The sequence below is a fragment of the Bifidobacterium saguini DSM 23967 genome (assembly GCF_000741715.1).
GTDB lineage: Bacteria > Actinomycetota > Actinomycetes > Actinomycetales > Bifidobacteriaceae > Bifidobacterium > Bifidobacterium saguini.
This window is the reverse complement of the sequence record NZ_JGZN01000004.1, coordinates 1-24,585: the sequence shown is the minus strand read 5'-3', so window position 1 is coordinate 24,585 and position 24,585 is coordinate 1. Positions and strand designations below refer to the sequence as shown.

At 59.5% G+C, this 24,585-nt stretch carries 22 protein-coding genes; 10 read left to right on the top strand and 12 right to left on the bottom strand.

What is annotated here, in order from left to right:
* Window positions 1–23 precede the first annotated feature (23 nt).
* From BISA_RS01680 to BISA_RS01670, 3 genes are all read left to right on the top strand, one after another.
* On the top strand, window positions 24–824 hold the full coding sequence (locus tag BISA_RS01680; protein WP_237746069.1) for a thymidylate synthase: 801 nt from the start codon (window positions 24–26) through the stop codon (window positions 822–824).
* A 141-nt stretch (window positions 825–965) separates the two neighbouring features.
* Window positions 966–1,628 (top strand): dihydrofolate reductase, encoded by a 663-nt coding sequence (locus BISA_RS01675; RefSeq protein ID WP_033889837.1) that lies wholly within the window; start codon window positions 966–968, stop codon window positions 1,626–1,628.
* 39 nt (window positions 1,629–1,667) lie between these two features.
* On the top strand, window positions 1,668–2,195 hold the full coding sequence (locus tag BISA_RS01670) for a low molecular weight protein-tyrosine-phosphatase (protein ID WP_033889836.1): 528 nt from the start codon (window positions 1,668–1,670) through the stop codon (window positions 2,193–2,195).
* Window positions 2,196–2,234: 39 nt separating this feature from the next.
* Here the strand turns inward: BISA_RS01670 and BISA_RS01665 are convergent, their stop codons facing one another.
* Together BISA_RS01665 and BISA_RS01660 are read right to left on the bottom strand one after the other, a co-directional pair.
* A complete protein-coding gene (locus BISA_RS01665; RefSeq protein ID WP_033889835.1) occupies window positions 2,235–2,567 on the bottom strand; it encodes a branched-chain amino acid transporter permease in 333 nt (110 codons plus the stop codon).
* 2 nt (window positions 2,568–2,569) lie between these two features.
* Complete coding sequence (locus BISA_RS01660) at window positions 2,570–3,421, bottom strand: AzlC family ABC transporter permease (protein ID WP_081889959.1); 852 nt, start codon at window positions 3,419–3,421, stop codon at window positions 2,570–2,572.
* A gap of 467 nt (window positions 3,422–3,888) precedes the next feature.
* Here BISA_RS01660 and BISA_RS01655 point away from each other — a divergent pair, with 467 nt between their 5' ends.
* The 4 genes from BISA_RS01655 to BISA_RS01635 all read left to right on the top strand — a co-directional run bounded on the left by BISA_RS01655 (window position 3,889) and on the right by BISA_RS01635 (window position 8,358).
* The gene (locus BISA_RS01655) at window positions 3,889–5,133 is read left to right on the top strand and encodes a tyrosine-type recombinase/integrase (protein WP_051917279.1); all 1,245 of its coding nucleotides are present in this window, start codon (window positions 3,889–3,891) and stop codon (window positions 5,131–5,133) included.
* 92 nt (window positions 5,134–5,225) lie between these two features.
* A complete protein-coding gene (locus tag BISA_RS12145) occupies window positions 5,226–5,927 on the top strand; it encodes a helix-turn-helix domain-containing protein (RefSeq protein ID WP_051917278.1) in 702 nt (233 codons plus the stop codon).
* Window positions 5,928–6,087: 160 nt separating this feature from the next.
* Window positions 6,088–6,660, top strand: coding sequence for a hypothetical protein (locus tag BISA_RS13295; RefSeq protein WP_237746064.1), 573 nt, complete (start codon window positions 6,088–6,090; stop codon window positions 6,658–6,660).
* A 351-nt stretch (window positions 6,661–7,011) separates the two neighbouring features.
* Window positions 7,012–8,358 (top strand): tyrosine-type recombinase/integrase, encoded by a 1,347-nt coding sequence (locus BISA_RS01635; RefSeq protein ID WP_237746063.1) that lies wholly within the window; start codon window positions 7,012–7,014, stop codon window positions 8,356–8,358.
* Window positions 8,359–8,692: 334 nt separating this feature from the next.
* On the opposite strand, the gene BISA_RS01630 is transcribed toward BISA_RS01635, so the two are convergent.
* From BISA_RS01630 to BISA_RS01595, 8 genes are all read right to left on the bottom strand, one after another.
* Entirely contained in the window at window positions 8,693–9,871 is a 1,179-nt protein-coding gene (locus tag BISA_RS01630) for a sensor histidine kinase (RefSeq protein WP_237746062.1), read from the bottom strand.
* Entirely contained in the window at window positions 9,868–10,533 is a 666-nt protein-coding gene (locus BISA_RS01625; RefSeq protein ID WP_033889832.1) for a response regulator transcription factor, read from the bottom strand. The genes BISA_RS01630 and BISA_RS01625 overlap by 4 nt, the downstream gene beginning before the upstream one ends.
* A gap of 178 nt (window positions 10,534–10,711) precedes the next feature.
* Window positions 10,712–12,748 (bottom strand): beta-N-acetylhexosaminidase, encoded by a 2,037-nt coding sequence (locus BISA_RS01620; protein ID WP_033889831.1) that lies wholly within the window; start codon window positions 12,746–12,748, stop codon window positions 10,712–10,714.
* Window positions 12,749–12,880: 132 nt separating this feature from the next.
* The gene (locus tag BISA_RS01615) at window positions 12,881–13,753 is read right to left on the bottom strand and encodes a carbohydrate ABC transporter permease (RefSeq protein ID WP_033889829.1); all 873 of its coding nucleotides are present in this window, start codon (window positions 13,751–13,753) and stop codon (window positions 12,881–12,883) included.
* A 2-nt stretch (window positions 13,754–13,755) separates the two neighbouring features.
* Complete coding sequence (locus BISA_RS01610; RefSeq protein ID WP_051917277.1) at window positions 13,756–14,691, bottom strand: carbohydrate ABC transporter permease; 936 nt, start codon at window positions 14,689–14,691, stop codon at window positions 13,756–13,758.
* Window positions 14,692–14,701: 10 nt separating this feature from the next.
* On the bottom strand, window positions 14,702–16,012 hold the full coding sequence (locus tag BISA_RS01605; protein WP_033889828.1) for a sugar ABC transporter substrate-binding protein: 1,311 nt from the start codon (window positions 16,010–16,012) through the stop codon (window positions 14,702–14,704).
* 397 nt (window positions 16,013–16,409) lie between these two features.
* Window positions 16,410–17,339 (bottom strand): ROK family protein, encoded by a 930-nt coding sequence (locus BISA_RS01600; RefSeq protein WP_033889827.1) that lies wholly within the window; start codon window positions 17,337–17,339, stop codon window positions 16,410–16,412.
* Between the two features lie 131 nt (window positions 17,340–17,470).
* Complete coding sequence (locus BISA_RS01595) at window positions 17,471–18,586, bottom strand: ROK family protein (protein WP_051917276.1); 1,116 nt, start codon at window positions 18,584–18,586, stop codon at window positions 17,471–17,473.
* A 233-nt stretch (window positions 18,587–18,819) separates the two neighbouring features.
* Between BISA_RS01595 and BISA_RS01590 the strand changes: the two genes are divergently transcribed.
* Window positions 18,820–20,145 carry an ABC transporter substrate-binding protein gene (locus BISA_RS01590; protein ID WP_033889826.1) on the top strand — a complete coding sequence of 442 codons (1,326 nt, stop codon included), beginning with the start codon at window positions 18,820–18,822 and terminating at the stop codon, window positions 20,143–20,145.
* Between the two features lie 55 nt (window positions 20,146–20,200).
* Here BISA_RS01590 and BISA_RS01585 read toward each other — a convergent pair whose 3' ends face one another.
* Both BISA_RS01585 and BISA_RS01580 read right to left on the bottom strand, forming a co-directional pair.
* Complete coding sequence (locus BISA_RS01585; RefSeq protein WP_237746060.1) at window positions 20,201–21,007, bottom strand: EamA family transporter; 807 nt, start codon at window positions 21,005–21,007, stop codon at window positions 20,201–20,203.
* A gap of 41 nt (window positions 21,008–21,048) precedes the next feature.
* Window positions 21,049–21,762, bottom strand: a complete 714-nt coding sequence (locus BISA_RS01580; protein ID WP_033889823.1) for a YqcI/YcgG family protein — start codon at window positions 21,760–21,762, stop codon at window positions 21,049–21,051.
* Between the two features lie 469 nt (window positions 21,763–22,231).
* Between BISA_RS01580 and BISA_RS01575 the strand changes: the two genes are divergently transcribed.
* Entirely contained in the window at window positions 22,232–22,849 is a 618-nt protein-coding gene (locus BISA_RS01575; RefSeq protein ID WP_152597154.1) for a DUF4192 family protein, read from the top strand.
* A 94-nt stretch (window positions 22,850–22,943) separates the two neighbouring features.
* Complete coding sequence (locus tag BISA_RS01570; protein WP_033889821.1) at window positions 22,944–24,491, top strand: ParB/RepB/Spo0J family partition protein; 1,548 nt, start codon at window positions 22,944–22,946, stop codon at window positions 24,489–24,491.
* The last annotated feature ends 94 nt before the right edge of the window (window positions 24,492–24,585 follow it).

The following is a 24,585-nucleotide window of genomic DNA, read 5'->3' as shown; positions in this document are numbered from 1 at the left end:
CTCGTCCGCAAACCAACATCCCCATGCCTTATGAGGATTTGGTGCGCAAGATTCTGACCGAAGGCACGCTGAAGTCCGACCGTACCGGCACGGGCACGATTTCCCTATTCGGCCAGCAGATGCGGTTCGATATCTCCAGCTATTTCCCATTGCTCACTACGAAGACAGTGTTCTTCAAAGGTTTGGCATATGAGCTGTTGTGGTTCCTGAAAGGCTCTACCAATGTGCGTTGGCTGCAGGACCACAATGTGCATATTTGGGATGAATGGGCGGACGAAAACGGCGATCTGGGCCCTGTATATGGCGCACAATGGCGTTCATGGCCGGCACCTACTCCTGAAAACCCCAATCACACCATCGATCAGATCGCTAATGTGATGGATTTGATTAAAAACCATCCGGATTCCCGCCGTATGGTGGTCTCGGCATGGAATCCGGCAGAGGTGGAGAACATGGCCCTGCCGCCATGCCATGCGCTGTTCCAGTTCTATGTGGCGAACGGCAAGCTGTCTTGCCAGCTCTACCAGCGTTCCTGCGACATGTTCCTCGGCGTGCCGTTCAACGTGGCCTCCTACTCACTGCTGACTCTGATGATGGCGCAGCAAGCTGGTCTTGAACCTGGCGAATTCGTCTGGACCGGTGGCGACTGCCATGTGTATGACAATCACATTGAGCAAGTGCTTGAACAGTTGGGGCGCGATCCCTACCCGTACCCACAGATTGAGATTCGCAAGGCTGATTCGATTTTCGACTACCAGTACGAAGACTTCACCATCGTGGGTTACCAGCATCACCCCACCATCAAAGCTCCTGTTGCGGTCTGACTTCCTTCGGCTCCGCTAATAGTGCGGAGCCTCACCTTGCCTAAGGACAGTCCACTGGACTGTCCTTTTAACGGCTCGGCAGTCTGACACATCAACTACACTAAGGCCCAGTTCCGTTGAATCCAGGAGGAGTAAAGCGAAATGGAGCATGACAGTAGCCGTAGCGGCTATCACGAACCCGAGCCCGGGTCTGCCGGGCTGTCTGCTAACGAAGAGGATTGGGGAGATGATTTCCCCAAGACTTTTTCGGTGAATCTCATTTGGGCCGAGGCTCGCGACAAAGAAGGTCGTCCGGGTGCCATCGGCTTTAATGGCGGAATGCCGTGGCATTGCGCCGAAGACATGAAGCATTTCAAGGAGCTGACGGTTTCTCACCCCGTAATTATGGGTCGCAAGACTTGGGAGTCATTGGGCTTGAAGTACCGTCCGCTGCCTAACCGAGACAATATCGTCGTTTCTCGTGATCCGCTGTATAGCGCCCCCGGTGCCACAGTGGTGACGAGTCTTGACGATGCGCTCGACCTGGCCCGCCAGGAGGCGATTCCGGACGATGGTCTGGACCGCTCCGAAATCTGGGTTATCGGTGGAGCCCAGCTGTTCGCCGAAGCGTTGCCATTCGCCAACAAGGCATATGTGACGCTGTTGGATGCGCAAGTGGATGCCGATTCCTACGCTCCTGATATGAAAGCGCTGGTTGAAGCCGGCCTATGGCAAGAAGTTGAAGTAGGGGAGCGTTTGAAGCCCGCCAACCCTGATTGTGGCATTGCCTCCTATCAGTTCTGCATTCTGACGAAAACCAAGTAATACGTAGCCGAACGGCTGTGTACGAGATGAAAGCTATCGATGAGCAACACTACCCATCCCTATACCGTAATGACCGTGTGCACCGGCAATATCTGCCGCTCTCCAATGGGAGAGATTATTCTGCGCCACTTCTTCAATGAGCGTGGATTAGGCAGTAAAGTGAACGTGGAATCCAGCGGTGTATCGGATGAGGAGTGGAGCCATCCGATTGATCCGCGTGCCGTGCGTGTGCTGCGCGAGCGTGGTTACGGCGATGAGATCCCGCACGATCACTTCGCTCACCGCATTTCTCGCGACGAAATCAACCGTACCGATTTGTTCCTGCCGATGACCGCATCGCATATGCGTGCACTGCTGCGTATGCTGCCGGCCGGTAAGCGCGCCGAAGTGCATATGTACCGCAGTTTCGATCCGAACCTGCCCAAGCCAAAGCCTGGGCGTGAGGATCAAATCGATCTGGTGGATCCTTGGTATGGCGGACAGCATGAATTCGAAGTCGCCATCGATCAGATCGAAGAGGTCGCTCCCTACATTGTTGATTGGGTAGAGAAGCAGCTTCAGGACTGAATATTCATAAGGCTCCCTGCGGGGAGCCTTATTCCGTTTCTAGAACACCAGCTGTACCAGCAGCATGTACACTATCGTGCCGGCTGCAATCGAAAGCAGCATATTGCGCTTCCACCAGTGCAGCAGCACAATCACAGCGCAGGCAATAAGCTCGGGAATACCATGCGAGCCGGTGAGAATCGGCGTGTTACGCAGCGCATATACCACCAACAGGCCAGTCATGGCATAAGGCAGCACAGAACCCAAATAGTTGATGAATCGTGGTGGTTCCTTCGACTCCGGGAAAATGATAAACGGCAGGAATCGGGTCAGCATAGTGCCAACCGCTACGGCCACGATGGTGAACACCCCTTGCCAGACGGTCATAGTCATGATTATCGAACCTCCTGCGAAGCATCGGCGTTCTCGCCGGCATTGTTTGCTGATGCGTTCTCGGACTCGATATTGAGCGTATCCAAATGAGGCCGCAATATGGTGAACAGCACCAGCATGGCAATCAATGCAGGAATCATGAAGTTCTCGGCACCAAAAATCACGAGGCAAACGAGCGCCGCAAGCACGCCAATGATTGCGGACAGTCGCTCACGATGCTTGCCTCCGAGCCACTGGTCAAGGAAAATCACCAGAAACAGCGCGGTGAGCACAAAATCAAGGCCGGTGGTATCAAACGGCAGATGAGAGCCGATAATGCCGCCAGCGGTGGCGCCGACTACCCAATAGCATTGATTCAACACAGTCACCCAGAAATAGAACCAGCCGCGATCCACCGTATCCGGAATCCGCGCGGTGGAATTAATGGCATAGGTTTCATCGCACATGCCGAAAATCAGGTATGGACGCTTCCAGCCGAGTCCTTTGAACCTGCCCAGCATGGACAAGCCATAGAACAAGTGTCGAGCGTTCACCATCAGCGCCAGCAGAAAGCCGGCAAATGGGTTGAACGCAGAGAGCAACAGGTTCACGGTGACGAATTCCATCGAACCCGCGAAGATGAACGCGCTCATGCACATGGGCCACACGAACGAGAAGCCTTTCGTGCCCATCAGAATGCCGTAGGAGGCGCCAAGGAACAGAAACCCTAGGCAGATGGGAACGGTGAGCGGGAACGCCGCTTTGAATGCCGCAAGACGTCTTCCGGCTCGTTGATCCGGGGAAGCCTGCTGGCTATCGTGCAAACGATTATTGGTAGGTGACGGTTCGGCCTGTGCTGTGTGTTCTTGTGCCATACGTCCCTCGTTATATTTCGGATGCTTGGGTTGCTTGTGCAGCCGCATATGAACATATGAAAAAACCTCGACCGATTGGCCGAGGTTTTTGTTGAAGTACCCCCAGAGAGGGGGATACGGCCCAGCGTCGTACAGGTCCATCTCCACCACTCCGGGGGCAAATAAATCCACTTTCATTACTTACAAAATCAATCATAGCAACGGTTCCCGCTTTCTTCCAATAGACACGCAAGCAGTGTTGCTCCTTAGCGTCATCTTCATGCGGCTGATGGTCGAAACGACCTGTGACGAGTGATTGAATCAGCCTAAACCTCAATGATTGCAAGGCCTAAGGCACTAGAGGTGCATTTTTAGGTGCAATGGCTCACTGAGAGCGTATTCGGCCACTTGGTGGCATTTTTGGTGGCATTTTTCCGAGGCTGTTATGCCATGCCATCGATCTTGGATTCAGCACAAGGAGCATCATCATGTCCGCAAGGACGAAGAAGGACAGTATGGGGCCGTCGCCGGGGCGACGGAGCAGATTCGGCACCGTGACGCCGCGCTACGATACCGCAGGCAATCTCGTCGCCTGGCAGGTGCGGTACCCGGACCCGAAACGACCGGGCAAGAAGGTCCAGCGCCAGTTCAAGCCGGACATGGAGCACGAGGCGCACCAGTGGCTCGAAGAGGAACGGCATCTGGTGGAACTGGACCGCAAGCACATCCAGGAATGGGTCCATCCGTCAGAACGCCGCCGCAGGAAGCGCGCGAACCTTATCTCGTTCGAGGATTACGTGACCCGGTGGGCGGAAGGATACCGGCTGCCGAACGGCGAGAGGATAGCCGGCGGCACGCGCCGGAACCTGTATCTCGACATCGCGCACTTCATGCCGGGCTTCAAGGGCAAGCTCCTGACCGAGATCACGCCGAAGGACATCAAACGCTGGTACGACGCGCCGCACCCAGAGGGGCAATGGGCGTTCCGTCGCTCATGCATGCGTCTGAAGGCGGCATTCGCCAGCGCCACGAAGATGAGCATGGACGGTTCCCCTCCGTTGATCCGCGACAACCCGTTCATCCTGCCCATACCGCCGGCGCCACGATCCGCCAGGGAGGATGTTCCGCCGGTCACGCCGCTGGAACTCAAGCTGATCGCGGAGAACATGCCCGACTACACGAGACTGGCGGTAATACTCGCCACGCTCGTCGGAGGCCTCCGTTGCGGCGAGCTGTGCGGCCTGCAGGTCAAGGACATCGACCTGAAGACCAAGCGCCTGACAGTGCGCCATTCCGTCAACAGGGGCTATGCGGATCGCGGTTCGACACGCATCGCCAGGACCAAGACCGACTCCAGCCGGCGCACCGTGCCCATCCCCGACGGGCTCGTGCCCCTGATTCACGACCATCTGCTCAGGCACTGCGAATGGACGGACCCGGAAGCCATGGTCTTCCGTCCCAGACGAGCCTCGGTGATGAGCCAGACCACCTTAGAGGCCCAGTTCCGCAAAGCCAGGGAGAAAGCCGGCCGCCCCGACCTGACCTTCCAATCCCTGAGGGCGAGTCACGCGACTCTGCTCATGCTCAAGGGCGGTACCTTGCGGGAGGTCATGGACGAACTCGGCCACGTCAGCGAGAAGGTCGCCATCAAGCACTACCAGCGCATCGTCGCCCGACACCGCAACCAGATCGTCAACCAACTCGCCGAAGACTTCATCAAAGCAGCGCAATGACCACATGTAGACGAATACGGGTTGAGACGCCCTGTTGCCCGGTGTATACAGAACTATTCCCAATCTGGAATAGTTCTGTATACAATAGGAATATGGCTATCAGAACGAATCGGACGCTGCTCACACGGCGGGAGGCCGCCCGTAGGCTCGGAGTGAGCGAGCGACGGGTCAGCGCGCTTCGCGCTGCTGGCCGGCTTGAATCCTTTTCCGTGGGTGGCGGCTCGCTGATCACGGAGGATTCCGTACGCCGCCAAGCACAGTGGCAAGGGTCGGACGGGCGCCCTTATTCACCGGACATGGCGTTCGGGGCGCTATACATGCTCAGTGGGCTCGACGCGCCATGGCTGGGCCGGCAGCAGCGATACCGGCTCAAAGGATATCTCAGAAGAACGGATGCGGAGAGCCTGATCCGTCTCACTCGACAGCGCGCGACGATGGTCGAATACTGGTGCCGGGATTCCAACCTCGCCAAGGTCGAAACCCTCATTCGTCCCTCCGCCGCCACCGGAGCATTGGCGGACTCGTTTCAGCTGACCGCCACGGATGCGGTGGAAGGCTACGTCCCCGCCGTTGCTCTGGATGACATCGTCCGACAATGTCGGCTGAAGGAAGGCGTGACACCCGTCCGGGTGCGACTCCGCATCACTGACAATCTCCCCTTCGGCGAGGGCCCGATGCCCCTCGCCGTATGCGCGGCCGACCTGGCCGAATCCAACGACCCGAGGGAACGCCGCGCCGGTCTGGAAACCCTCCAACAGATGATCGACGACCACCACCGCAAGGAGCAGCAATGATTTCCACAATCCACATACCCAACACGGGCCATCCGTGGAGCACCGTGTATGCGGTCGCCGCGGCGAACATCCCGGAATCATGGCTGCTCACAGGCGGTCTCATGGTCCAACTGCACGCCATCATGGGCGGATTGACCGCACGCCCCACCACCGACGCGACTTGCTCGCCGACCTCATGGCGGACCGACGCGGCATCGCCAGACTACGCGGCGTCCTTGCCGCCCGCGGGTTCGAGATGCAGCCAGGCACGCTGACCGGATACACGACCCGCATGGGCGCGCCGAACGGCGACGTCGTGGACCTGCTGGTCGCCGATCACCTGCCCAAGTTCCTCGGCAACGACGCGACCATCGCCGGCACGCCGGTGCTGTCCATGCCGGGCGGCGCCCAGGCCGTGGAACGCAGCATGCAGGTCAGACTCATCGACGACCAGAGCGGAACCGAAGTCACAATCCGTATCCCGGATCTGCTCGGCGCGCTAATACTCAAAAGCGCGGCCTACAGTGCCGACCACGCCGGCTACGGAGACCGCCACCTCTACGACGCCGCCATGCTCGCATCCCTCATCCCAGACCCTGACGCCGAGCTCGCACGCCTGCACAGCAGCACTGACCGCAAACGCATCAAACTCCTGCACGACAAGCTCACCGAGGATTCCCCCTACTGGGACAACCTCGACGAACCACACCGCCAGGACGGACTGGACGCCATCGAAACACTCGCCACATGGTGACGGGCACCCTGTCAGCAAGTTGCATATACGGGGCATGCCATCCTGAATCACATAGTTCGAAAAAACGTCCCGTTCCCTCGCGACAGAGCACGGCCAAATACTCGACATTCAAACATTCAAAGATGAAGTATTGAGCGTCTGCGTGCATATCGATCTGACACGATACCGGCCTAATGCGCGCAAGCGTGCTTCATTTGGCATCTGCCGTAAGACCTCAAGAATCATCAGTCATCACAGCTCTTATTTTCCGCTTCTCTTTTCGTTTTATGCGGATAGAACTTATCGGCACAGACAATGAATGGCCTCAAAGAGGCCATTTGCATGTGTATGTCATCTCAAGATGACATACACATGGCGAACTCCTCCTCTCCGGCATCATTTGACTTCAATCTCCCGAAAGGCGCACACACGGTGCGCCTTTTTGCTATCAAGGGGGATTTCATGCCCAGGAATAGGCATCCCAAGAAAAACCAAATGAAAAAGCCGCGAAGCACATGGGGAACGGTCATACCACGTTTTGATGAGAACGGAGGAATCATTGCCTGGCAAGTTCGCTACCCGAACCCGATTGCCCCGGGGAAACGAGTGCAACGACAGTTCAAACCCTGGCAGGAACTAGATGCCAGAACATGGCTCGAAGAAGAGAAACATCTGGTAGATCTGCACAATAAAGGTATAGCTGAATGGAAGCACCCGACCCAACGAAAAAAAGACAAGCTGAAGGAGTTCAAGGAACAGGAGCAGCGTCATATCCTGTTCCGCGATTATGTGGCGCAATGGGAATCAAACTACAAGCTCCCGAATGGCGGAGAGATAGCCGGAGGGACACGCAGGAACCTCAAATTAGACATCCGGCATTTCATCACGGATTTTGAGTCACTCCGCCTCTCGGAAATCACACCCCTGAAAATCAAGGCATGGTATGACAAACCGCATCCAGAAGGGCAATGGGCCTTCCGCCGTTCCTGCATGCGATTCAAAGCGATTCTCGAATCCGCGACAAAGCCCGGACTAGACGGAACGGCACCATTGCTTCAATTCAATCCATTCATTTTTCCCATACCTCCCGCACCGCGATCATCGCGTATCGACGTGTCACCGGTGACGCCTCGCGAACTGACTTTGCTGGCGCAGGCCATGCCGGAATACACAAGGTTGTCGGTCTTCCTCTCGACTTTGGTCGGAGGGTTGCGATGCGGGGAACTATGCGGTCTTCGTGTCAAAGATATAGATCTTGATGGTCAGACGTTGCATGTCCGACACTCCGTAAACCGCGGCAGTATGGATCGTGGAGAAATCCGGTATAGCAGAACGAAAACGGAGTCGAGTATAAGGAACGTGCATATACCAGATGCCCTCATGTCGATGATTCGTCAGCATCTTCATGATTACTGCGACATGCGCCTGCCGGATTCACCGGTATTCGTCCCACGAAGGGCGAGGATAATGTCCCAAACCACTCTGGAGGAGCAATTCGCCAAAGCTCGCGTGAAAGCAGGGCGGCCTGATCTGACATTTCAGGGACTGCGGGCAAGCCACGCGACATTGCTGATGCTGCGAGGGGGAACACTTCGTGAAGTCATGAACGAGCTGGGACACACCAGTGAGAAAGTCGCCATACGGTATTATCAGCTCACCGTAGTGGAGCATCAGAGCCAGATCGTTGACCATCTGGCTCAGGAATTCATGGACGAATAACCATCCAGTAAGAAAGTAGCGAGCAGGCGTGGGCGTCCGATTGATTTGACGGACCCCACGTCTACACGAATACGACCATTGATGAGGTCAGAATCCGATAGCTCCGGGGAATGTCATGCGATAGATGACAAAACATTGATGGTGGAGCAACGAACCTCGTGATTATGCGATACTGCACATCACGGAAAGGACAGTCATGAAAGTAATTGCCTCTGTGTTGATTCTTATATCATTGGTGACGTCAGGCGCTCCTCCTGCAGGAGCTGGTTCCACAAGCCAATGGGAATCCGTCTCCACAGCAAGCACCCGTATCTATCCGGGTTGCCCGCCGCCACTATACTGGATCTGCCATATCGGAAGCTGATTCGAGGGGAATTCTGACGTGGAGCTGCCAGGTCCCGTCTTCAGTGGAAATTCTCGAATCGCCGCCCAAAGACCGTATACGCTCGATATGCAGCTTCAAACCATTGCGTGATGCCGGCTTATCGGGAAACAGGTTATCGTCCGACACATCGTTGACCTGATCGATATGGATGGATGAATCGTGGAAGTTGACGGAGATGTAGTATTCCCCGTTCGGCTTTGCGTGGGCGGCGGTATTCGTATATAGCTCCTGCAGCAACGACACTATTTCGCGTGAGCAATCATCATTGATGCTTTCCGGAAGGTTCGAAGACAAACGTGTCCTTCCTGAAAAACCAAGCTTCGCCAAGGTTCTGTCTCCTTGTTCCGCAATGGTTTGAATCTGACTTGCACAAGATGCATTCATGTCGTTCATGTGTTCTGCATCATCGCCATTCATTAAGTTGATAGCGCTTCGAACTTCTCCCAATGTCTTGACGAGCATTGTGCGAAGTTCCGTGACTTCCGTTTCGGTGAAGACGTTTTCGTGACTCAGGGATTTCCTGTCTAGCAATATTGCCATATAGGTGAGGTTTCCGGTAACGGAATCATGAATCTGGCTGGCGGCGATGTTCTCCTTTCGGATCATTGCAAGATGCTGCTGCATTTTCTCGACCCTCAGTTTATCCTGTTCGGCCTGATTCGCCAGATTACTCCATGAAACGGCTCGCCCAGCGAAGAAAACCAAAAACATGATGAACAGCAGCATGACGTATTCACTGACCGGAGTGCCGGTCTCGTCGAATCTCCACATGCGCACTGCGGATACCGCCAGCGGGTAAATCGCCCCGTATGGAGGTTGGACATATAGCCCCGCATAGGCCAATGCCAGCCAGATTCCCCACAGGAAACTCGGCCCACTGTCATCCGGTATAAGGCAGCATATAAGAAAGGAAACCACGACTATATTGGCACCCAGCATCGGTCGAAATGCCATTAACGCAAGTGCGCCTATATGAACAATGACCAGCAGGCCGGTCATTGCGCTGTTTGGTGGATAGGACCAGGTTTCCGCCAGCGTAAGGATAATGCTGATCGCAGGAAGAAGATAGCGGATGTATGTGGAATTTCGACTTATATAAGCGATGAATGCTCCGCGCCTGTCTTTCATTCTTCCTTCATTTCAAGCCAACGGATTACTGCTTGCGTTCGGTTCTTGGCACCTATTTTCTCGACTACCCGTTTGATGTATGTCTTTACGGTCGGTTCTCCTATACTGAGCTTTGCTCCTATTTCCTTTGATGTATATCCTAGCGCGCACAGATTCATGACCTCTTCCTCTCTTCTGGTGAGGTTTTTGTATCGATGCTCCGGATTGTCCTCTCTGGACAATCTTGCATAGGCTTCCTGTGCGGTTTCCGATGACTCGTATTTCACATGAGGTGATTGTCCGTTAGCCAACAGGCACAGGGCTTGGCAGACGTCACGCACCTGCGCCTTATCCATCAAGCACGCGGCCCCGTTTTCCAAGGCCTGCACATAATATCGTTCCAAGGAGAAAGCGGTTATGCCGATCAGCACAATCTGCGGTGTTTTGGAACGGATGGCCCGACATACCTCATAACCGGTCATGTCTTCCAGGGACATGTCCACCAGCAGAACGTCAGGCTGCGTTTTCTTATCTAGGCATTTGTCTATGGCCGTTTTGCCTTTCGCCGCCGTCCAATATATTTCGGCGAACGGCAGCAGCTGCTTAACCATAAGTTTCATCATGCCAAGCGTGAGTTTGTCGTTATCGACAATGGCGATTCTGATTCGTTTCCCTAGATACATTGCTCAATCATCCGTGATACGGCCAAGTGTGGTGGCGTCGTAAGCGTTTGGTTTCAAGTCGGCGACATTGGTGGCCTTGGTCTCTCGTGCCGGACAAGACCACCAATGCGTACTGGTACTAGTTGCTCAGGAATCGGTTGGGTGTAGCATGAAGACTCCTCTCACGAAACGCTGCTGCTCATAGTACGCTTCGTGCTCCGTTCGCTGAGCGCAGGTGCTCAGCAACCCGGAAAACGACTTCCTGCAGTCTGTGCAGTTCGGAGTCGCGGCTGGTCATACCCCATTGCGCCGCATACGCCTCCATCCAGATCTCCAATGCTTCGGCAAGGTTCGCCGCGTCGTCATGCTGAATCGCCTCACCTGATTGCACAGTGCCAATGACCCCGGTCTCGGACGCGAGTCGGAGACCAACTCGATTCAGAAGTCGCTGCCCCTCGATGGCTACGCGAAATGCAGCGGCATCCCCGTTGGTCCAAGGTCCTGAGGTCGCGGCGATTGCGGAGATTCGACGGGCACTGGTCTGTAGAAGGTGATCTGCGGTTTCGCCGAGCGTGACGTGATGTTTCAGATAGCGGAGCAGTATCCGTCGGGATTCCGTAAGTGACGGTGCCTGGCTTCCGTCCTGAAGGGCGCGGACCACGTCGTCCGGTCGTTCGTCTTCCGGCAGCAGTCCTGGGATGGTTTGCAGGACCCCGGTGTTGACGCCGCCCCGTCCGTCATCAAGTTCCAGCCATGTGATCAGATGGTTCCATTCGAAGCTGGCCGCATGACTGGCATGGGTGAGGATATCAAGCAGTTCGCCGCTGGCGTCGTGGTATTCAAGTCGGGAGATGCGGCGGAGCATGTCGGTTTCGTCGGGGATGCGTCCGGGGTTCCATGATTCCTGTGCGCCGATGATCATGCCGGGGATGGCCATGCGCGGGTCGTTGACGTGGCCGAGGTCGCCCCAGTCGGTGACGAGCATGCCCTGCGCGCCGTATTGCGTGCCGTAGCGGGCCATGCGGGTGATGTTGTTCCAGGCGTCGTCGATGCGCGGCAGGAGCGCGTTCCAGCACCATACGGCCGGGCAGACGATTTGCGTGGCGCCGGATTCGGCGACGGTGCGGATTTTCTCGTCGGTGACCTGCGGGTCGTACTGCCAGTTGAGCAGGGTGACGGTCTCGGGGAGCCGTTCCAGGATTTCGGGGTGTTCGAGGGCGATGTCGCCCCACATCATCGGCTGTTTGCCTTGGGTTTCGAGGTGGCGGCACAGGCGGGTGACGTAGTCGGCGTACATGGCCGCGACCCCGACCTTTTCGGCGAGGGGTTTGGAGCGGCCCTTGCCGAGGTCGAAGGTCTCGTCGGCGCAGATGTTGAACTTGTCCGAGCGGAACAATTGCAGGTAGTCGTCGATGAGCCGGCACGAGAGGTCGAATGCGTGGTCGTCGCTGATGTTGAGCGTGTGGTGGCGCATGCGGTCGATGAATCCGAACGGCTCGTCGGCGGTCTCGGGGAATTCGCCGAGGTCGCGCAGGGATTGCGTGCGCAGGGCCATGTAGAGGTGCCCGAACGTGGAGACGGACGGCACGAGCTCGATGCCCCGTTCGGCGCAGTAGTCGTCGAATTCGAGGATGTCGCGCGGCGCGAGCGGGCTGGAGCCGCGCCAGGTCTCGCTCATCCCGTCGAAGCGGAAGGTGTGTTCGACGTAGAGCTGGAGCTGGTTGTACCGGTACAGGCAGAGTTTGTCGGCCCAGTGTTTGAGCCAGTCGAGGGTGGGGACGCGCCCGCGGGTGACGTCGAGGTAGTAGCCGCGCGTTTCGAAGGCGGGCTGGTCTTCGATGTGCAGGCAGGGCAGGGCGGCGCCGCATTGGCGGATGAGCTGGCGCAGGGTCTGCACGCCGTTGCGCACACCCTCGAAGTCGGCTCCCGCGACGGTCACGCCGTCCTTGGTGATGTCGAGCGTGTACGCGCCGGACGGACGCGCACGGAGATCGTCCAATGTCGTCAATGTGATGAATCCAGGCCAACGGTCACCCGTGGCGATGTCCCATTCCAATCCCGTAACCGCACGGATGTCGTCGGCAAGTTGTGTTGCGAGTACCTGCCGTTCGTCTCCGAACGTACGTGGCTCGTTGACTCGGCCGCACATCGGCAGCAGTGAGACGCCCGCCTTGTGCTGTACGGTCTGCGGCATAGGAATGATGGTCCATCCCTTCAGGGTTGCTTGATCGCTCATGGAAGTCCTTTCTCAGTGGTTCACCTTTGATTGCGGTATATTGCGTTTGGGGTTCCGAGATAACGCGCGGCGCCGGAACCACTCGCAGAAATGGTCCCGGCGCCGCACGCATTGTTTATCGCCCCGTTTGGGTTATTTGACGGCTCCGGTGGTCACGCCCTTCATGATGTTCCTTTGAATGATCATGAAGAAGATCACGACGGGCAGGGAGAAGATGACGGATGCGGCCATCTGCCCGCCGAAGTCGGTGCCCATGGTGGGCGTGGAGAACGAGGAGAGCCACACGGGCAGCGTGTACTTCGACTGATCCTTCATGAACGTGTAGGCGGTCATGTAGTCGTTCCAGGCGTTGATGAACGCGAACACGGACGTGGACACGATGCCGGGCGCGGCCAAGGGGAAGGTGATCTTCCACAGGATCTGCCAGTCGTTGGCCCCCTCGACGGCCGCGGACTCGAAGATGTCCTTCGGGATGTTCAGGAAGAAGCCGCGCATGTTCCAGATCGCGAACGGCAGGACCATGGCGATGTACGCGAGGATCAGGCCGCTGTACTTGTTGAGCAGGCCGAACTGGTTGAAGATGATGAACTGCGGGATGATGCCGCCCGAGGTCATCTGGATGGCCAGCACGAACACCATGATCGCCTTGCGGCCGCGGAACCGGTAGAGGGTCAGGGCCGCGCACGCGAAGAACGCGAGGACGATCGACAGGACGATCGACACGGCGGTCACGATCACGCTGTTCTTCAGGTTCGTCAGGAACGAGGTCTGGGTGACGGCCACCATGAAGTTGTCGATCGACAGCTTCGCGGGCCAGAACACGGGAGTCGCGGTCATGATCTGGTTGCGCGGCTTGATCGACGTGACGAACATCCAGTAGACCGGGAAGATCCACACGATGCAGAACGCGACGGCCAGCACGATCGTGCCGATGCGGCGCAGCTCGGCCGATGCGCTCCGCTTGGCGCGCGGCGCGACGCCGTGGTTTGCGGTTGCCCTATTCATGGTCACAGGTCCTCCCCGGATTTGAGCAGGTAGCGGATGTACACGCTCGTCAGGGCGAGCAGGATGAGCGTGACCAGCACGCTCGCGGCGGCGCCGGTGCCGATGTCGAACGACACGAACGCCTTCTTGTAGGTGAAGATGCCGATCGTCGCGGTCGTCTCGCGCGGGCCTCCCTGGGAGACGAGCCAGATCTGGTTGAACACGTTGAAGTCCCAGATCACCGACAGCATCGTGATGACCATCAGGCTCGGCTTGATCAGCGGCACGGTGATCTGCCAGTAGCAGCGCAGCTTCGAGTAGCCATCCAATTGGGCCGCCTCAAGGCAGGACTTGTCCACCTGCGTGGTCGCCGCGTACAGGTTGATCGCGATGTACGGGACGGCCTGCCAGACGACCAGCAGCCAGATCTCCAGAAACGCGAGCCACGTGTTGTCGGTCCACGACAGGTTCGTCACGTCCCCGAACAAATGGGTCTGGGTCAGCAGCCAGTTGACCACGCCGTACCCCGGCTGGAACAGCCACTTCCACACCACCGACGAGGCCACGTTCGGCATGGCCCACGCGAAGATCAGCACGAACGTGACCAGCCAGCGCATCACCGGCCCCAATTTGGTCATCAGCTGGGCCACGCCCATGCCGATCAGCACGCTGCCGGCCACGAGCGCGGCAGCGAACCCGAACGTGCGGGCCAGCGACTTGTAGAACTCCGGGTCAGTCAGCACGTTCTCGTACTGGTCGAACCCGACGATGTTGAACGAGCCCGTGAACAGGGTCTTCTGGTTGAAGTCCGTGAACGACGTGAAGACCAGGAAGACCAACGGCACCACGACCAGCGCGACGATGATCACGCCAGCGGGCGTCAGCAGCCACAGCGGCGTCAGATTGCGACGCCGCTTCACCACGGGGACGGCGGCAGCCGTCGATTGCGCATTGCTCATCACGCCGCCCCTACTTCTTCGCGTACAGGGAGTTAGCATGCTCGTCGAACGACTTGGCCGCGGCCTTGGCCGTGGTCGCGCCGGTGGCGATGTCACCGAAGCAGTTCAGGGAGCTGTCGTTCTCGATGGTCAGCCATTGCGGTGACGCCGGCGTGGCCTTGGTGTCCTTCGCCGACTCGAAGAAGCCGGTCAGGTAGGACGGGAAGTCCGCGGACTTCATGACCTCGTCGAGGCCTTCGACGTAATTGGGCATCCATCCGTCCTTGGCGAACACGTAGTCCTTCTGGATCTCGGGGCTCGCGGCGATCTTGATCCACTTGAGCGCCAGCTCCTGACGCTTGCTCTTCTGCGCGACGCCCCACACCGAACCGGCCATCATCGCCGGCTGGAGCTTGCCGCTGGCGCCGGGCATGGGGAACGATCCCAGATCGTCGGTCGTGAGGTCGGGGTTGTACTGCTGGATTGTGCGGATGCCGGCGCTGTTGTTCAGGATCGCACCGGTCTTGCCCTCGGCCAGCAGCTGGCTGAAGTCGGGGTTGCCGGTATCCAGCGAGCGGGACGCCTCGGAGGACCACTTGTGCTGGAATTCCAGCCATTGGTCGATGCCCTTGAGCGAGGCGTCGCTTGACAAGGTGCTCTTCCAGGTTCCGTCCGACTGCTGTTCGGCGAAGTCGCCGCCCGCGTCCCAGATCCACCGTGCCGCCGACTTCCAATCACGTCCGGGCATGTAGAACGGGGAGAAGTCCTTGTCGGTGTTCGCATCCCGGAGCTTCTGGAGATCGGTCTCAAGCTCCTCGTACGTGCTCGGCGGATTGTCTATGCCTGCCGCGGACCACATCTTCTTGTTGTAGATCACGGCGCCGGCGGCTCCCAGCGCGGGGATGCCGTACAGTCTGCCGTCGATGGTGGCGGGCTCTTCAAGGCCGGACAGCCAGGTGTGTCCCTGCCTCATATCGTCGGCCTTGTCCGTCAGATCCAGCAGGCCGCCGCTCACGGCGAACCCTGCGACCTGCGTGTTGCCTAGATCGATCACGTCCGGCGGCGTGTCCGTGGACAGCGCGGTCGTCACCTTCGTGTTGATGTCGGCCCACACCTGGGTCTGCACATCGACCTTGACTCCCGTCTCCTTGGTGAATCGCTCGTTGATCGCCTTGATGGTGTCCTCGCTCTGGTCGCCCTGCATGATCCACACCGTCAGCTTGCCGCCTGCGGACGCATCCTGCTGCGATCCGCCGGACGGGGCTCCCATCGAGCATCCCGACAGGGTGAGCGCCGACGCGGCCGCCAAGGCGATGGCCGCGGAAATCCTCTTCGTTCTCATGATGGTTTCCTTTTCCTGGAATGCCTGCCCGACGCCGTCGTTCGGAGGAATAGCGCGACGTGCCGCTGCGCACGACGGTCCCGGGTCCGTATCCGCCCGCGCTGCCATGCGCGGGCGATGCCGCTACGTACGCCGTTGCCGACGTCCGTAGCGATACCGAGGAACATGACGCCACGCCTCTTCTGGGCATCGCGCCGCAGCAAGACCGGATATTTTGTTAGCAAGCCTTGCGTAATTCCTGTAGTTGGTTTCAACCTCCTTGAAAGCCAAGGATATGACGCCTTAACCCTTTTTGCAAGTCAGTCGAACAAAATAATGGATACGGTGCATCCCTGTCTGTCGAAGATTGGGGAATCTGGTTTCGGCGCGCCGATGGCCCGCCGGCACCTAGGTCTGGTCAGCAGGCGATGAGGGACGCTCCGAGCGCGCCAATCGGAATCGACGCATCGGCGAGCCGCAGGCGTTCCGTCAGCCGCAGACCCGCGATGAATCCGCTGGAGACCTCCCTGTCGCGCAGTTCCCCGCGCAGCGCATCAAGCAACGGGGATCCGGCGCGAGAAACACCGCCTCCGATGACGATGACCGAAGGATCCGCGGCCTGAGCGACGATCTGCACGACATCGGCGAGGGCATGCAGCGCGATGCCAAGAACCCGTTCCGCTTCGCCATCGCCGCCGTCGGCCTTCGCGAGGATGTCAGGCAGCGGAGGATCCGCAACGGGCCACATGCGCCGCAGGCCCCCTCCCGAGCATGCGGTCTCCAGGCATCCACGCTGACCGCATTTGCACGCCATGCGGTTGGGGTCCACCGGCAGGTGGCCGATCTCCCCGAGGGCGCCGGTGTCGCCGCGTTCGACGAGGCCGGCGCGGACGAAGCCGGCCGCCAGCCCCGTCCCCAGGTTGACGAACGCCATCCTGCCGTGCTTGAGCCGGTCGGGCAGCGTCCCATAGGCCCCCAGCGCCGCGGCGTTCACATCGTTGTCCACCCACACGGGAAGACCGAGCATGCCGGATGTGCGGCCTCCCAGCTCCAGGTTCTCGATTCCGAGATTGACCACGTTCTCCACGCGCCCGGTGTCGCGGTGCACCAGTCCGGGGATGCCGATGCCCACCGATCTCACCTCATCGAACCGCATTCCGGCCACCTGCCGCACGATGGCGACCGCATCCTCCACGACCTCGTCGCCGCCTTTCCGGGCTGCCTTGCGCGCGGATGCGAGAACCGTGCCGGCCGCATCGGTCAGCACCGCCTCGATCTTCGTTCCGCCGACATCCACGCCGACGCGCAGGTTCTCCGCTTCCGGTATACCACTGGCATTCATCGTCATGACGATCTCCGTTCCCGAGGACGGACTCCTGTTTCGTCCGCCCACCATTATGTTCGGAACCCTTACATATTGGATTCGGGAAGCGATGATACACCACGCCACGAGCACCTGGCGGCGGGACGCACGTGGCGTCAGGACGAGGCCGCCGCGGACAGCCCGCGCCTGCCCACGATCTCGCGCAGCACGGAGACCGCCTGCCCCCGCAGGGTGGCGTCGTCACCGAGCTCGCACCGGCGCACCCGCATACCGCTCTGGTAGTCGTTCCGCGACAAGGAGTTGACGGTCTCGTCGCATGCATTGAGCAGCGTCTCGCCGACGATGTCGGGAGGTCCGTAGACGGCGATGTCATGAAGATTCAGCAGGCTCGCCGGCATCGCCAGCGCGCCGCCGAGCCTCGCACCAGCCTCGGCCAGGATGTCCGCGCGACGATTCGGGTCCCGGCGAATGCGGTCGCGCAACGCGATGGCGGAGACGTAGGTCTCCAGGCAGCCGCGCTTGCCGCAGGTGCATGCCGGACCGTTCGGGTCGATCACAACATGGCCGATCTCGCCGGCCGCATGGTCGTCGCCATCCACGAACTCGTCGTTCAGCAGCACCGACGCGCCGATGCCCCGGGTGATCTGCACGAGCAGGCAGTTGGGATTGCCGTGCCCGAGGAAGCGGTCGGCGAGCAGTGCGGCGTTCGCGTCGTTGTCCACTCGGACCGGCAACGAGAACTCGCCTTCGAGCATGTCGCGAAGCTCCACGTCGTCCCAGCCGAGATTGGAACTGGAGATCACCCTCCCTGCACCGGAGACCACGCCGGGGACTGCGACGCCGATGCCGACAAGCCCCGAACCGGCAAGCCGGATCATCTGACCGACGAGCGACAGCACGTCGTCGAGATCGACCCGGTCGCCATCATCAAGCACACGTTCACGACGCTCCACGATTCTGGCCCGCAGATCCATCACGGCGCCGGTCATCACATACGGGCGCGACAGATCGATGCACACCAGACGAAGCACGTCCGTATCGATGGCCAGCAAGGTGCCCGGCTTGCCGCGGCCATCCCGTTTCCCCGACCCCAGTTCCCGCAGCAGGCCGTCGTCGATCATCTCGCCGGTCACGTCCGTGGCGGTGGCGCGCGAGAGCCCCGTCTCCTTGCATAGGTCGGCGCGCGACAGTTGCCGGTCAGGGAACAGCAGCCGGAACAACAGTCTGCGGTTGTTGGCCCTTGCGTCGCTGGGATTGGATTTAGCGTACATGGGAGCCCTCCTCGGGTGAGACGATTGCGGAAATGCGGAATCACATTATCGGGACGGACATCCCGGCGTCATCCTCGAACGGCTTTCAGAATAACACCCATCAGGGGACTGACAATATGAAAACCCCGGTGTTTTGACAAGTTTCCCATCTCTGTACATAATCATGTTCGACATCCAAACAAAATAGTTGCGACATACGGCCAAAGACGGCCAAGCACGGAAAGAAGACCAACATGAACAACACCACACGCGCAGCCATAGCCACGGCCGCCATCGGAGCCCTGCTCATCCCTCTCGCGGGATGTGGCAACACAATCGCAAACTCGGGCAAGACCGAACTGACGGTATGGTCGTGGGACGCCAGCATCGATCGCGCCGCCAAAATCTTCATGAAGGCCAATCCCGACATCACAGTGAAGGTAAGCAACGTCGGCAGCACCGAAGAGACCTACACAGCGCTCAACAACGCGGCCCAGGCCGGCAACGGCCTGCCCGACGTCACCCTGATCGAATACCTCGCCATCCCGCAGTTCGTGCACTCGGACACACTCATGGACCTGAGCAAGGTCTACGATGCCACCAAGCTCAAGGACACATTCACCCCCGGCACCTGGAACTCCGTGAACATCAACGGCGGCGTGTACGCGATGCCCGCCGACTCGGGCCCCATGGCCTACTTCTACAACAAGGACGTGTTCGACCAGGCCGGCGTCAGCGAACCGCCGACCACATGGGACGAGTTCTACGAGGACGCGAAGAAGATCCGTGCCACCGGCTCCTACATCACCTCCGACTCCGGCGACGCGGGCCTGTTCAACGCGATGATGTGGGCCATGGGCGGCCACGCCTACACGCTCGACGGCGAGAAGCTGACCATCGACATCACCGGTGACAAGGGCGCCCAGCGGTTCATGGACCTCTGGCAGAAGATGCGCGACGAGGACCTGATCGACGTCCACACGAAGACCTGGACCGACGACTGGATGAAGTCCCTCGGCGACGGCTCCGTCGCCAGCCTCATCAGCGGCGCGTGGATGGCCAACAACCTCCTGCAGGGCGTGCCCCAGGCCACCGGCAAATTCCGCGTCGCCCTCCTGCCCACCGTCGACGGCACGCCCATCAACGGCGAATACGGCGGCAGCGGCCTGGCCATCACCAAGGAGGTCCCCGACAGCAAGCTCGACGCCGCCAAGAAGTTCGTCGAATACGTCACCACCAACGACGAGGGCATCGACGCCCGCGTGTCCAACGGCAGCTTCCCCGCCACCACCAAGACCCTCAACCAGAAGGACTTCCTCGCCAAGACCACGCTCAGAAACGCCGACGGCAGCGACAACGAGTTCTTCGGCGGCCAGAAATACAACGAGGTCTTCTCCCAGGCCGCCAAGAACGTCACCGGCAAATGGGAGTTCCTGCCCTTCGAGCCCTACGCCCGCTCCGTCTACAACGACAATATAGGATCATTCTTCTCCGGCAAGGAGACTTTCAAGGCTGCCGCTGACAAGTGGCAAAAGGCTTTAAAGAACTATGCCGCAGATCAAGGATTTAGCGTTCAATGATGGAATAGAGTGGCTGACAGGAGGCGTTTGTTCTTGCCAGCCACTTGTGCTTGTCTTACGCTTTATCGGCTGTCCATACGAGCAAGGCGCCGGCGAGGGAGACGACGATGACGCCGAACACGGCCGTGAGAGTGATGGTTTGGTGCAGGATCAGCGCGGCGATGATCACGCTCATGGCTGGATCGATGGAGAACAGCGTGCCGACCACGCGCGCCGACGTGATACGCCCGGACATCGTATCCATCGTGTAAGGAATCGCCACACCCAGCACTGCCGACGAGACGATGACACCCCATTGGGCGGGCGTCGCATGCATGACATGGCTGACCGATACCGGCAGCGTGGCGAGAGCGGCCACCGTGACCGACAGGGCGAGCCCGTCCAGTCCGGTGCCCGCCTTGCCGACCTTGTCCGCAAACAGCGTGTACAGGCCAAAACAGCAGGCCGAACCCAGCGCAAACAGATAACCCACTGGGTTGAAATAGCCTCCCGGCGTAAACGAAATCAATCCCACACCCACCAGCGCGACCACCGCGCACAGTCCCTCGCGCCAGTGACGAGATCCGGCCAGGGCGACCACGCAGGGGCCAAGGAATTCCAGGGTGACGGCCACGCCCATCGGGATGCGGTCGATGGCCGAGTACAGACAGATGTTCATCGCCGCCATCGCCAGCCCGTAGACCACGATGCCCAACCATTCGCCTTTCGACCGGCCCGCGAGTTTCGGACGGATGAGCACGAGCATGACGACCGCGGCGACAAGCATACGCATCGAACTGACCGGAATCGGCCCCAACGCATCGAACAACGATGCCGACAGGGACGACGAGGTCTGAATACCCAGCGAACCGACCATCACCATGCCTGTTGCGAGCAGTATTTTGTCTCGGGTATTTATAGATTTCATCGTTTGATTCGGCTGAGAATATCCTGTTCGGTCAGCAGCATGGATGCCTCGATATTATCGTCGCCTAGGAAGAACTGCGGCAATTCCGGAGCGTTACCGTGTTCTCCTAAAGCCGGGGAAATTGAAATTGCGTCATATTGTGCAATACGTTCACGAATACGATGACGTATCTGCATCGGGTTCTTACCAATATGGTCAAAAGTAGATCGCGATTGAATTACCAGCGTGAAAGCACTTCCCAGATTGCGACTACGGCGTTTAACGTGATGTGGGGTACTGAAATTGATAAAGAAATCAACACCTCCATACCAAAAATCCCAATTGGGATCGTTCGGATTAGTAGGTGCTGAAGCAGGCCAAGGTGTCTGATCCGCTGTTAGTAGTTCCTTGAGAATAGCGGAAGCTAAATTCTTATCTTCTTCAAGATTATTGGTACCCGCTCCTTCAATCCAAAGAACAATTGTCTGATTCGAATTTTTCATGATTGATTGAACTGCCGCATTGAACAACAGTACTATTTGCTGATATCCTGCTGAAATATCAGCAAGGCCGAACAATAAATCATTGTGTCGGAACGCCAATGGTGCAAAAATACACGGGAATCCCTTGCTTTGAACAGCTTCGTCAAATTCCCGTAGATATTTCATCGCTTTTGCTGGTGCTGTGTGGATATCAAAAAGCGCACTTTTGTCGGAAGAATCAGTATTCATATCCCCTCCTGTAAATGAAACTGATTTACGTCAAATGATGCCAGGTGTATCTTCTTGATAGTTCGTTTTGGGATGCTATGTCATCTATAGATGACATCCGCGCCGCTTGTGGAGAGAATGCTCCAGGCGGGGCTGTTCGACATACTCTCCGCAATCGGCGCGGGAACGCGGCCCCGGGCCATGCGCTGCGCGCATGACCGTGTTGTCTGGCCGCTCGCATGCTCGCGGCGGTGGGCCGCGCGGAATCTGACGAGGGGGGTTGCGGCCACCACCAGCATGCCATGCGCTCCGTCTGCGTTCCCTGCGCCGTGTCCCGCGCCGCTCCCGTGCCTGCGCTGCGACAGCGGACCAGCATGCCGTCTTCGCTGCGGCCCGGATCGTCGCGGTCCACGCCTCCGGTCTCTCCGCCTGCGCGCATGGCAGGCGGGTGGTGTCCGAAATGGAAACCACACGGAAAGGACCGATGGACATGAACGACATGGTGGACACCCGCACGGCGGGAACCGGACTGGCGAAGTGCGTACGCGACGGGTTCCTTCAGGACCGGCGCGAACTTGGGCCGGCGCAAGCAGCCGACAAGTGGTTCGCGCCCCTGATGGACAGGTGGAACGGCCTGCTGTCGCGCGACGAGGGCGGCTTCTCCCATGAGGAGCGCGTCACGCTGGCGGTGCTGATGACCGAGTGCCTGAGCATGCGGGACGCGCTGATACTCGCATCGCTGCGCGAAATGGGCGGCGGCGAACTGCACATGCTGTACGCCCAGCCGCATTCGATGGAATCGGCGGCCGTGGTCATGCGCGAACTGTCACGGGCGTTCAAGGACGCCGACTACCAGCCGGACACGCGACGCGGGGAACGCGCGACGGCGTTGCTGGAATCGGTGACAGCCGACGCACCGGACGGATACGAGGCGCAGCCGATGGCGTCGTGCGCGTACCTGCTGTGGATGGCCGACCGTTCGACCGCCGCCGCGGTGCGCGCGCTCAAGGCCTTGGCCTTGGACGACGACTGTTCGCTGGCGTCCCTCGTGCTCGCGGCCAGCGAGCACGGCATTCGCCCCGCATGGACGGACCGCCGCCGCCACTGAGCGTCGTGCATTCCCGCAGATTCAATCCGGTCGGGGCTTCCGACGTCGGAGGCCCCGACCAATCCCAATCATCTGACTATTGAAGGAGACAATCATGGAAACCGCAATCATCGAACGTCCCGTAGCGACCAATGAGGGCATGGAAGAATCGAACATCGTCATGCTGGACGTGGGGCTTATCGACCCGAACCCCGCGAACCCGCGCCGTGACGTGGGCGATGTGTCGGAACTCGCGGATTCGATACGCGCGCAGGGCATCCGGCAGAACCTGCTCGTCACTCCCACGCCGCAGGGACGCTACCTGCTCGTCATCGGGCATCGCCGCCTCGCCGCCGCCAAACTCGCCGGATTGAGCCGGGTGCCCGCCGTGGTGGCCGATTTGTCGGAACGGGAGCAACGCGAACTCATGCTCGTGGAGAACAGCCAGCGCGCCGACCTGACCGTCATCGAGGAGGCCGACGGATATCAGGGGCTTCTCGATCTGGGCGTGGGCGTGGACGAGGCGGCGCAACGCACCGGCCGTTCCACATCATTGGTGCGCCGACGCCTGAAGATAGCCGCCATCGGCGAGAACGCGCGAAGCAAGGCCGGAACCGCCCAGCTGAGCATCGACGACTGGGAGACCATCGCCGACTTCGACCAGTATCCAGACCTTCAGGAACGGCTCGCCGAGGCGGCGGGCGGCAAGAACTGGAACATGGCCGTCAAGCACGCCCGGCAGGAGCGGACATGGCGCGAATGGCTCGACACGGCGCGAGCCGAATTGGAACGCATGGGCATCGACGCGGCCGACGAACAGCCGAACATGGACAACTGGTATGACTCGCCGAAGGGATTGCGTCGCACCACGATGCTGACCACGGGCGACATCGCCAAGACCATCGAAGTATGGCGCGACTCCCATGACGGTGCCACGCCCGTCGTGGGGGTGCGGGCCGAAGGCGCGTCATGGGCGCGCGGCATCGTCCTGTACGAGACCGTGGACGAGGAGGCGGAGACCGCGGCCCGCGAGGCGCGGGAGGCGCGTTGGCGAGAGGAACGGGAACGCGAGGAACGCGAGACGGCACCGGCCAAGGAGTTCGCACGGGCAAGCCGTGATTTGCGCATCGCGTTCGTGACGCATCTCATGGAACTGAAATCCCAGCCGAAAGGCATCGGCAGGGCCGTCGCCCTGCTGTCAGCGAGGTTCGCGCTCGATGCGCTCACCGAGGGATTCGACCAATGGGACAGTCACGCCGAAGACGTCTGGGAGCAAATCACCGGCATCGACACGACGGGCGACGACACTGATGATGAGGAGCCGGAGGGCGAGGCCGAAGACCCGTTACGCGCGTCCATTACCGCAATGATTGCCGGCGACCCGCAACGGGCCGCGTTCGGACTGCTCTACGCATTGGCCGAGGAACGCGTCAGCTGGGAAACGTGGCGCGGCGCGGCGACCATCGCGGAACACGCCGCACCGCTGTACGAGGCTTTGGAAACGCTCGGCTACCGCACCTCGGACACGGAGACCGAAGCCCTCAACGGCTCCCTCGCGCCAATCGATGACGACGACAATGGCGGGGATGCCGGCATAGGGCAGGACGACGACGGGACGTCGCAGACCGACGACGCATCCGGCGAGCCGGAAGACGCCGAATAGGCAACGGACTGGGCGGAACCGGAATACGGGTTCCGCCCAGTCCGGGCGCGGACGGCGAAACGTGACGGCGCATGCGCGCCCGCACCTGCCGGAG

Excerpts from the sequence above, each read along its gene's own strand:
- BISA_RS01680 (WP_237746069.1), top strand. The coding sequence starts at position 24 with ATGCCTTATGAGGATTTGGTGCGCAAGATTCTGACCGAAGGCACGCTG.
- BISA_RS01675 (WP_033889837.1), top strand. The coding sequence starts at position 966 with ATGGAGCATGACAGTAGCCGTAGCGGCTATCACGAACCCGAGCCCGGG.
- BISA_RS01670 (WP_033889836.1), top strand. The coding sequence starts at position 1,668 with ATGAGCAACACTACCCATCCCTATACCGTAATGACCGTGTGCACCGGC.
- BISA_RS01665 (WP_033889835.1), bottom strand. The coding sequence starts at position 2,567 with ATGACTATGACCGTCTGGCAAGGGGTGTTCACCATCGTGGCCGTAGCG.
- BISA_RS01660 (WP_081889959.1), bottom strand. The coding sequence starts at position 3,421 with ATGGCACAAGAACACACAGCACAGGCCGAACCGTCACCTACCAATAAT.
- BISA_RS01655 (WP_051917279.1), top strand. The coding sequence starts at position 3,889 with ATGTCCGCAAGGACGAAGAAGGACAGTATGGGGCCGTCGCCGGGGCGA.
- BISA_RS12145 (WP_051917278.1), top strand. The coding sequence starts at position 5,226 with ATGGCTATCAGAACGAATCGGACGCTGCTCACACGGCGGGAGGCCGCC.
- BISA_RS01635 (WP_237746063.1), top strand. The coding sequence starts at position 7,012 with ATGGCGAACTCCTCCTCTCCGGCATCATTTGACTTCAATCTCCCGAAA.
- BISA_RS01630 (WP_237746062.1), bottom strand. The coding sequence starts at position 9,871 with ATGAAAGACAGGCGCGGAGCATTCATCGCTTATATAAGTCGAAATTCC.
- BISA_RS01625 (WP_033889832.1), bottom strand. The coding sequence starts at position 10,533 with ATGTATCTAGGGAAACGAATCAGAATCGCCATTGTCGATAACGACAAA.
- BISA_RS01620 (WP_033889831.1), bottom strand. The coding sequence starts at position 12,748 with ATGAGCGATCAAGCAACCCTGAAGGGATGGACCATCATTCCTATGCCG.
- BISA_RS01615 (WP_033889829.1), bottom strand. The coding sequence starts at position 13,753 with ATGAATAGGGCAACCGCAAACCACGGCGTCGCGCCGCGCGCCAAGCGG.
- BISA_RS01610 (WP_051917277.1), bottom strand. The coding sequence starts at position 14,691 with ATGAGCAATGCGCAATCGACGGCTGCCGCCGTCCCCGTGGTGAAGCGG.
- BISA_RS01605 (WP_033889828.1), bottom strand. The coding sequence starts at position 16,012 with ATGAGAACGAAGAGGATTTCCGCGGCCATCGCCTTGGCGGCCGCGTCG.
- BISA_RS01600 (WP_033889827.1), bottom strand. The coding sequence starts at position 17,339 with ATGACGATGAATGCCAGTGGTATACCGGAAGCGGAGAACCTGCGCGTC.
- BISA_RS01595 (WP_051917276.1), bottom strand. The coding sequence starts at position 18,586 with ATGTACGCTAAATCCAATCCCAGCGACGCAAGGGCCAACAACCGCAGA.
- BISA_RS01590 (WP_033889826.1), top strand. The coding sequence starts at position 18,820 with ATGAACAACACCACACGCGCAGCCATAGCCACGGCCGCCATCGGAGCC.
- BISA_RS01585 (WP_237746060.1), bottom strand. The coding sequence starts at position 21,007 with ATGGTGATGGTCGGTTCGCTGGGTATTCAGACCTCGTCGTCCCTGTCG.
- BISA_RS01580 (WP_033889823.1), bottom strand. The coding sequence starts at position 21,762 with ATGAATACTGATTCTTCCGACAAAAGTGCGCTTTTTGATATCCACACA.
- BISA_RS01575 (WP_152597154.1), top strand. The coding sequence starts at position 22,232 with ATGAACGACATGGTGGACACCCGCACGGCGGGAACCGGACTGGCGAAG.
- BISA_RS01570 (WP_033889821.1), top strand. The coding sequence starts at position 22,944 with ATGGAAACCGCAATCATCGAACGTCCCGTAGCGACCAATGAGGGCATG.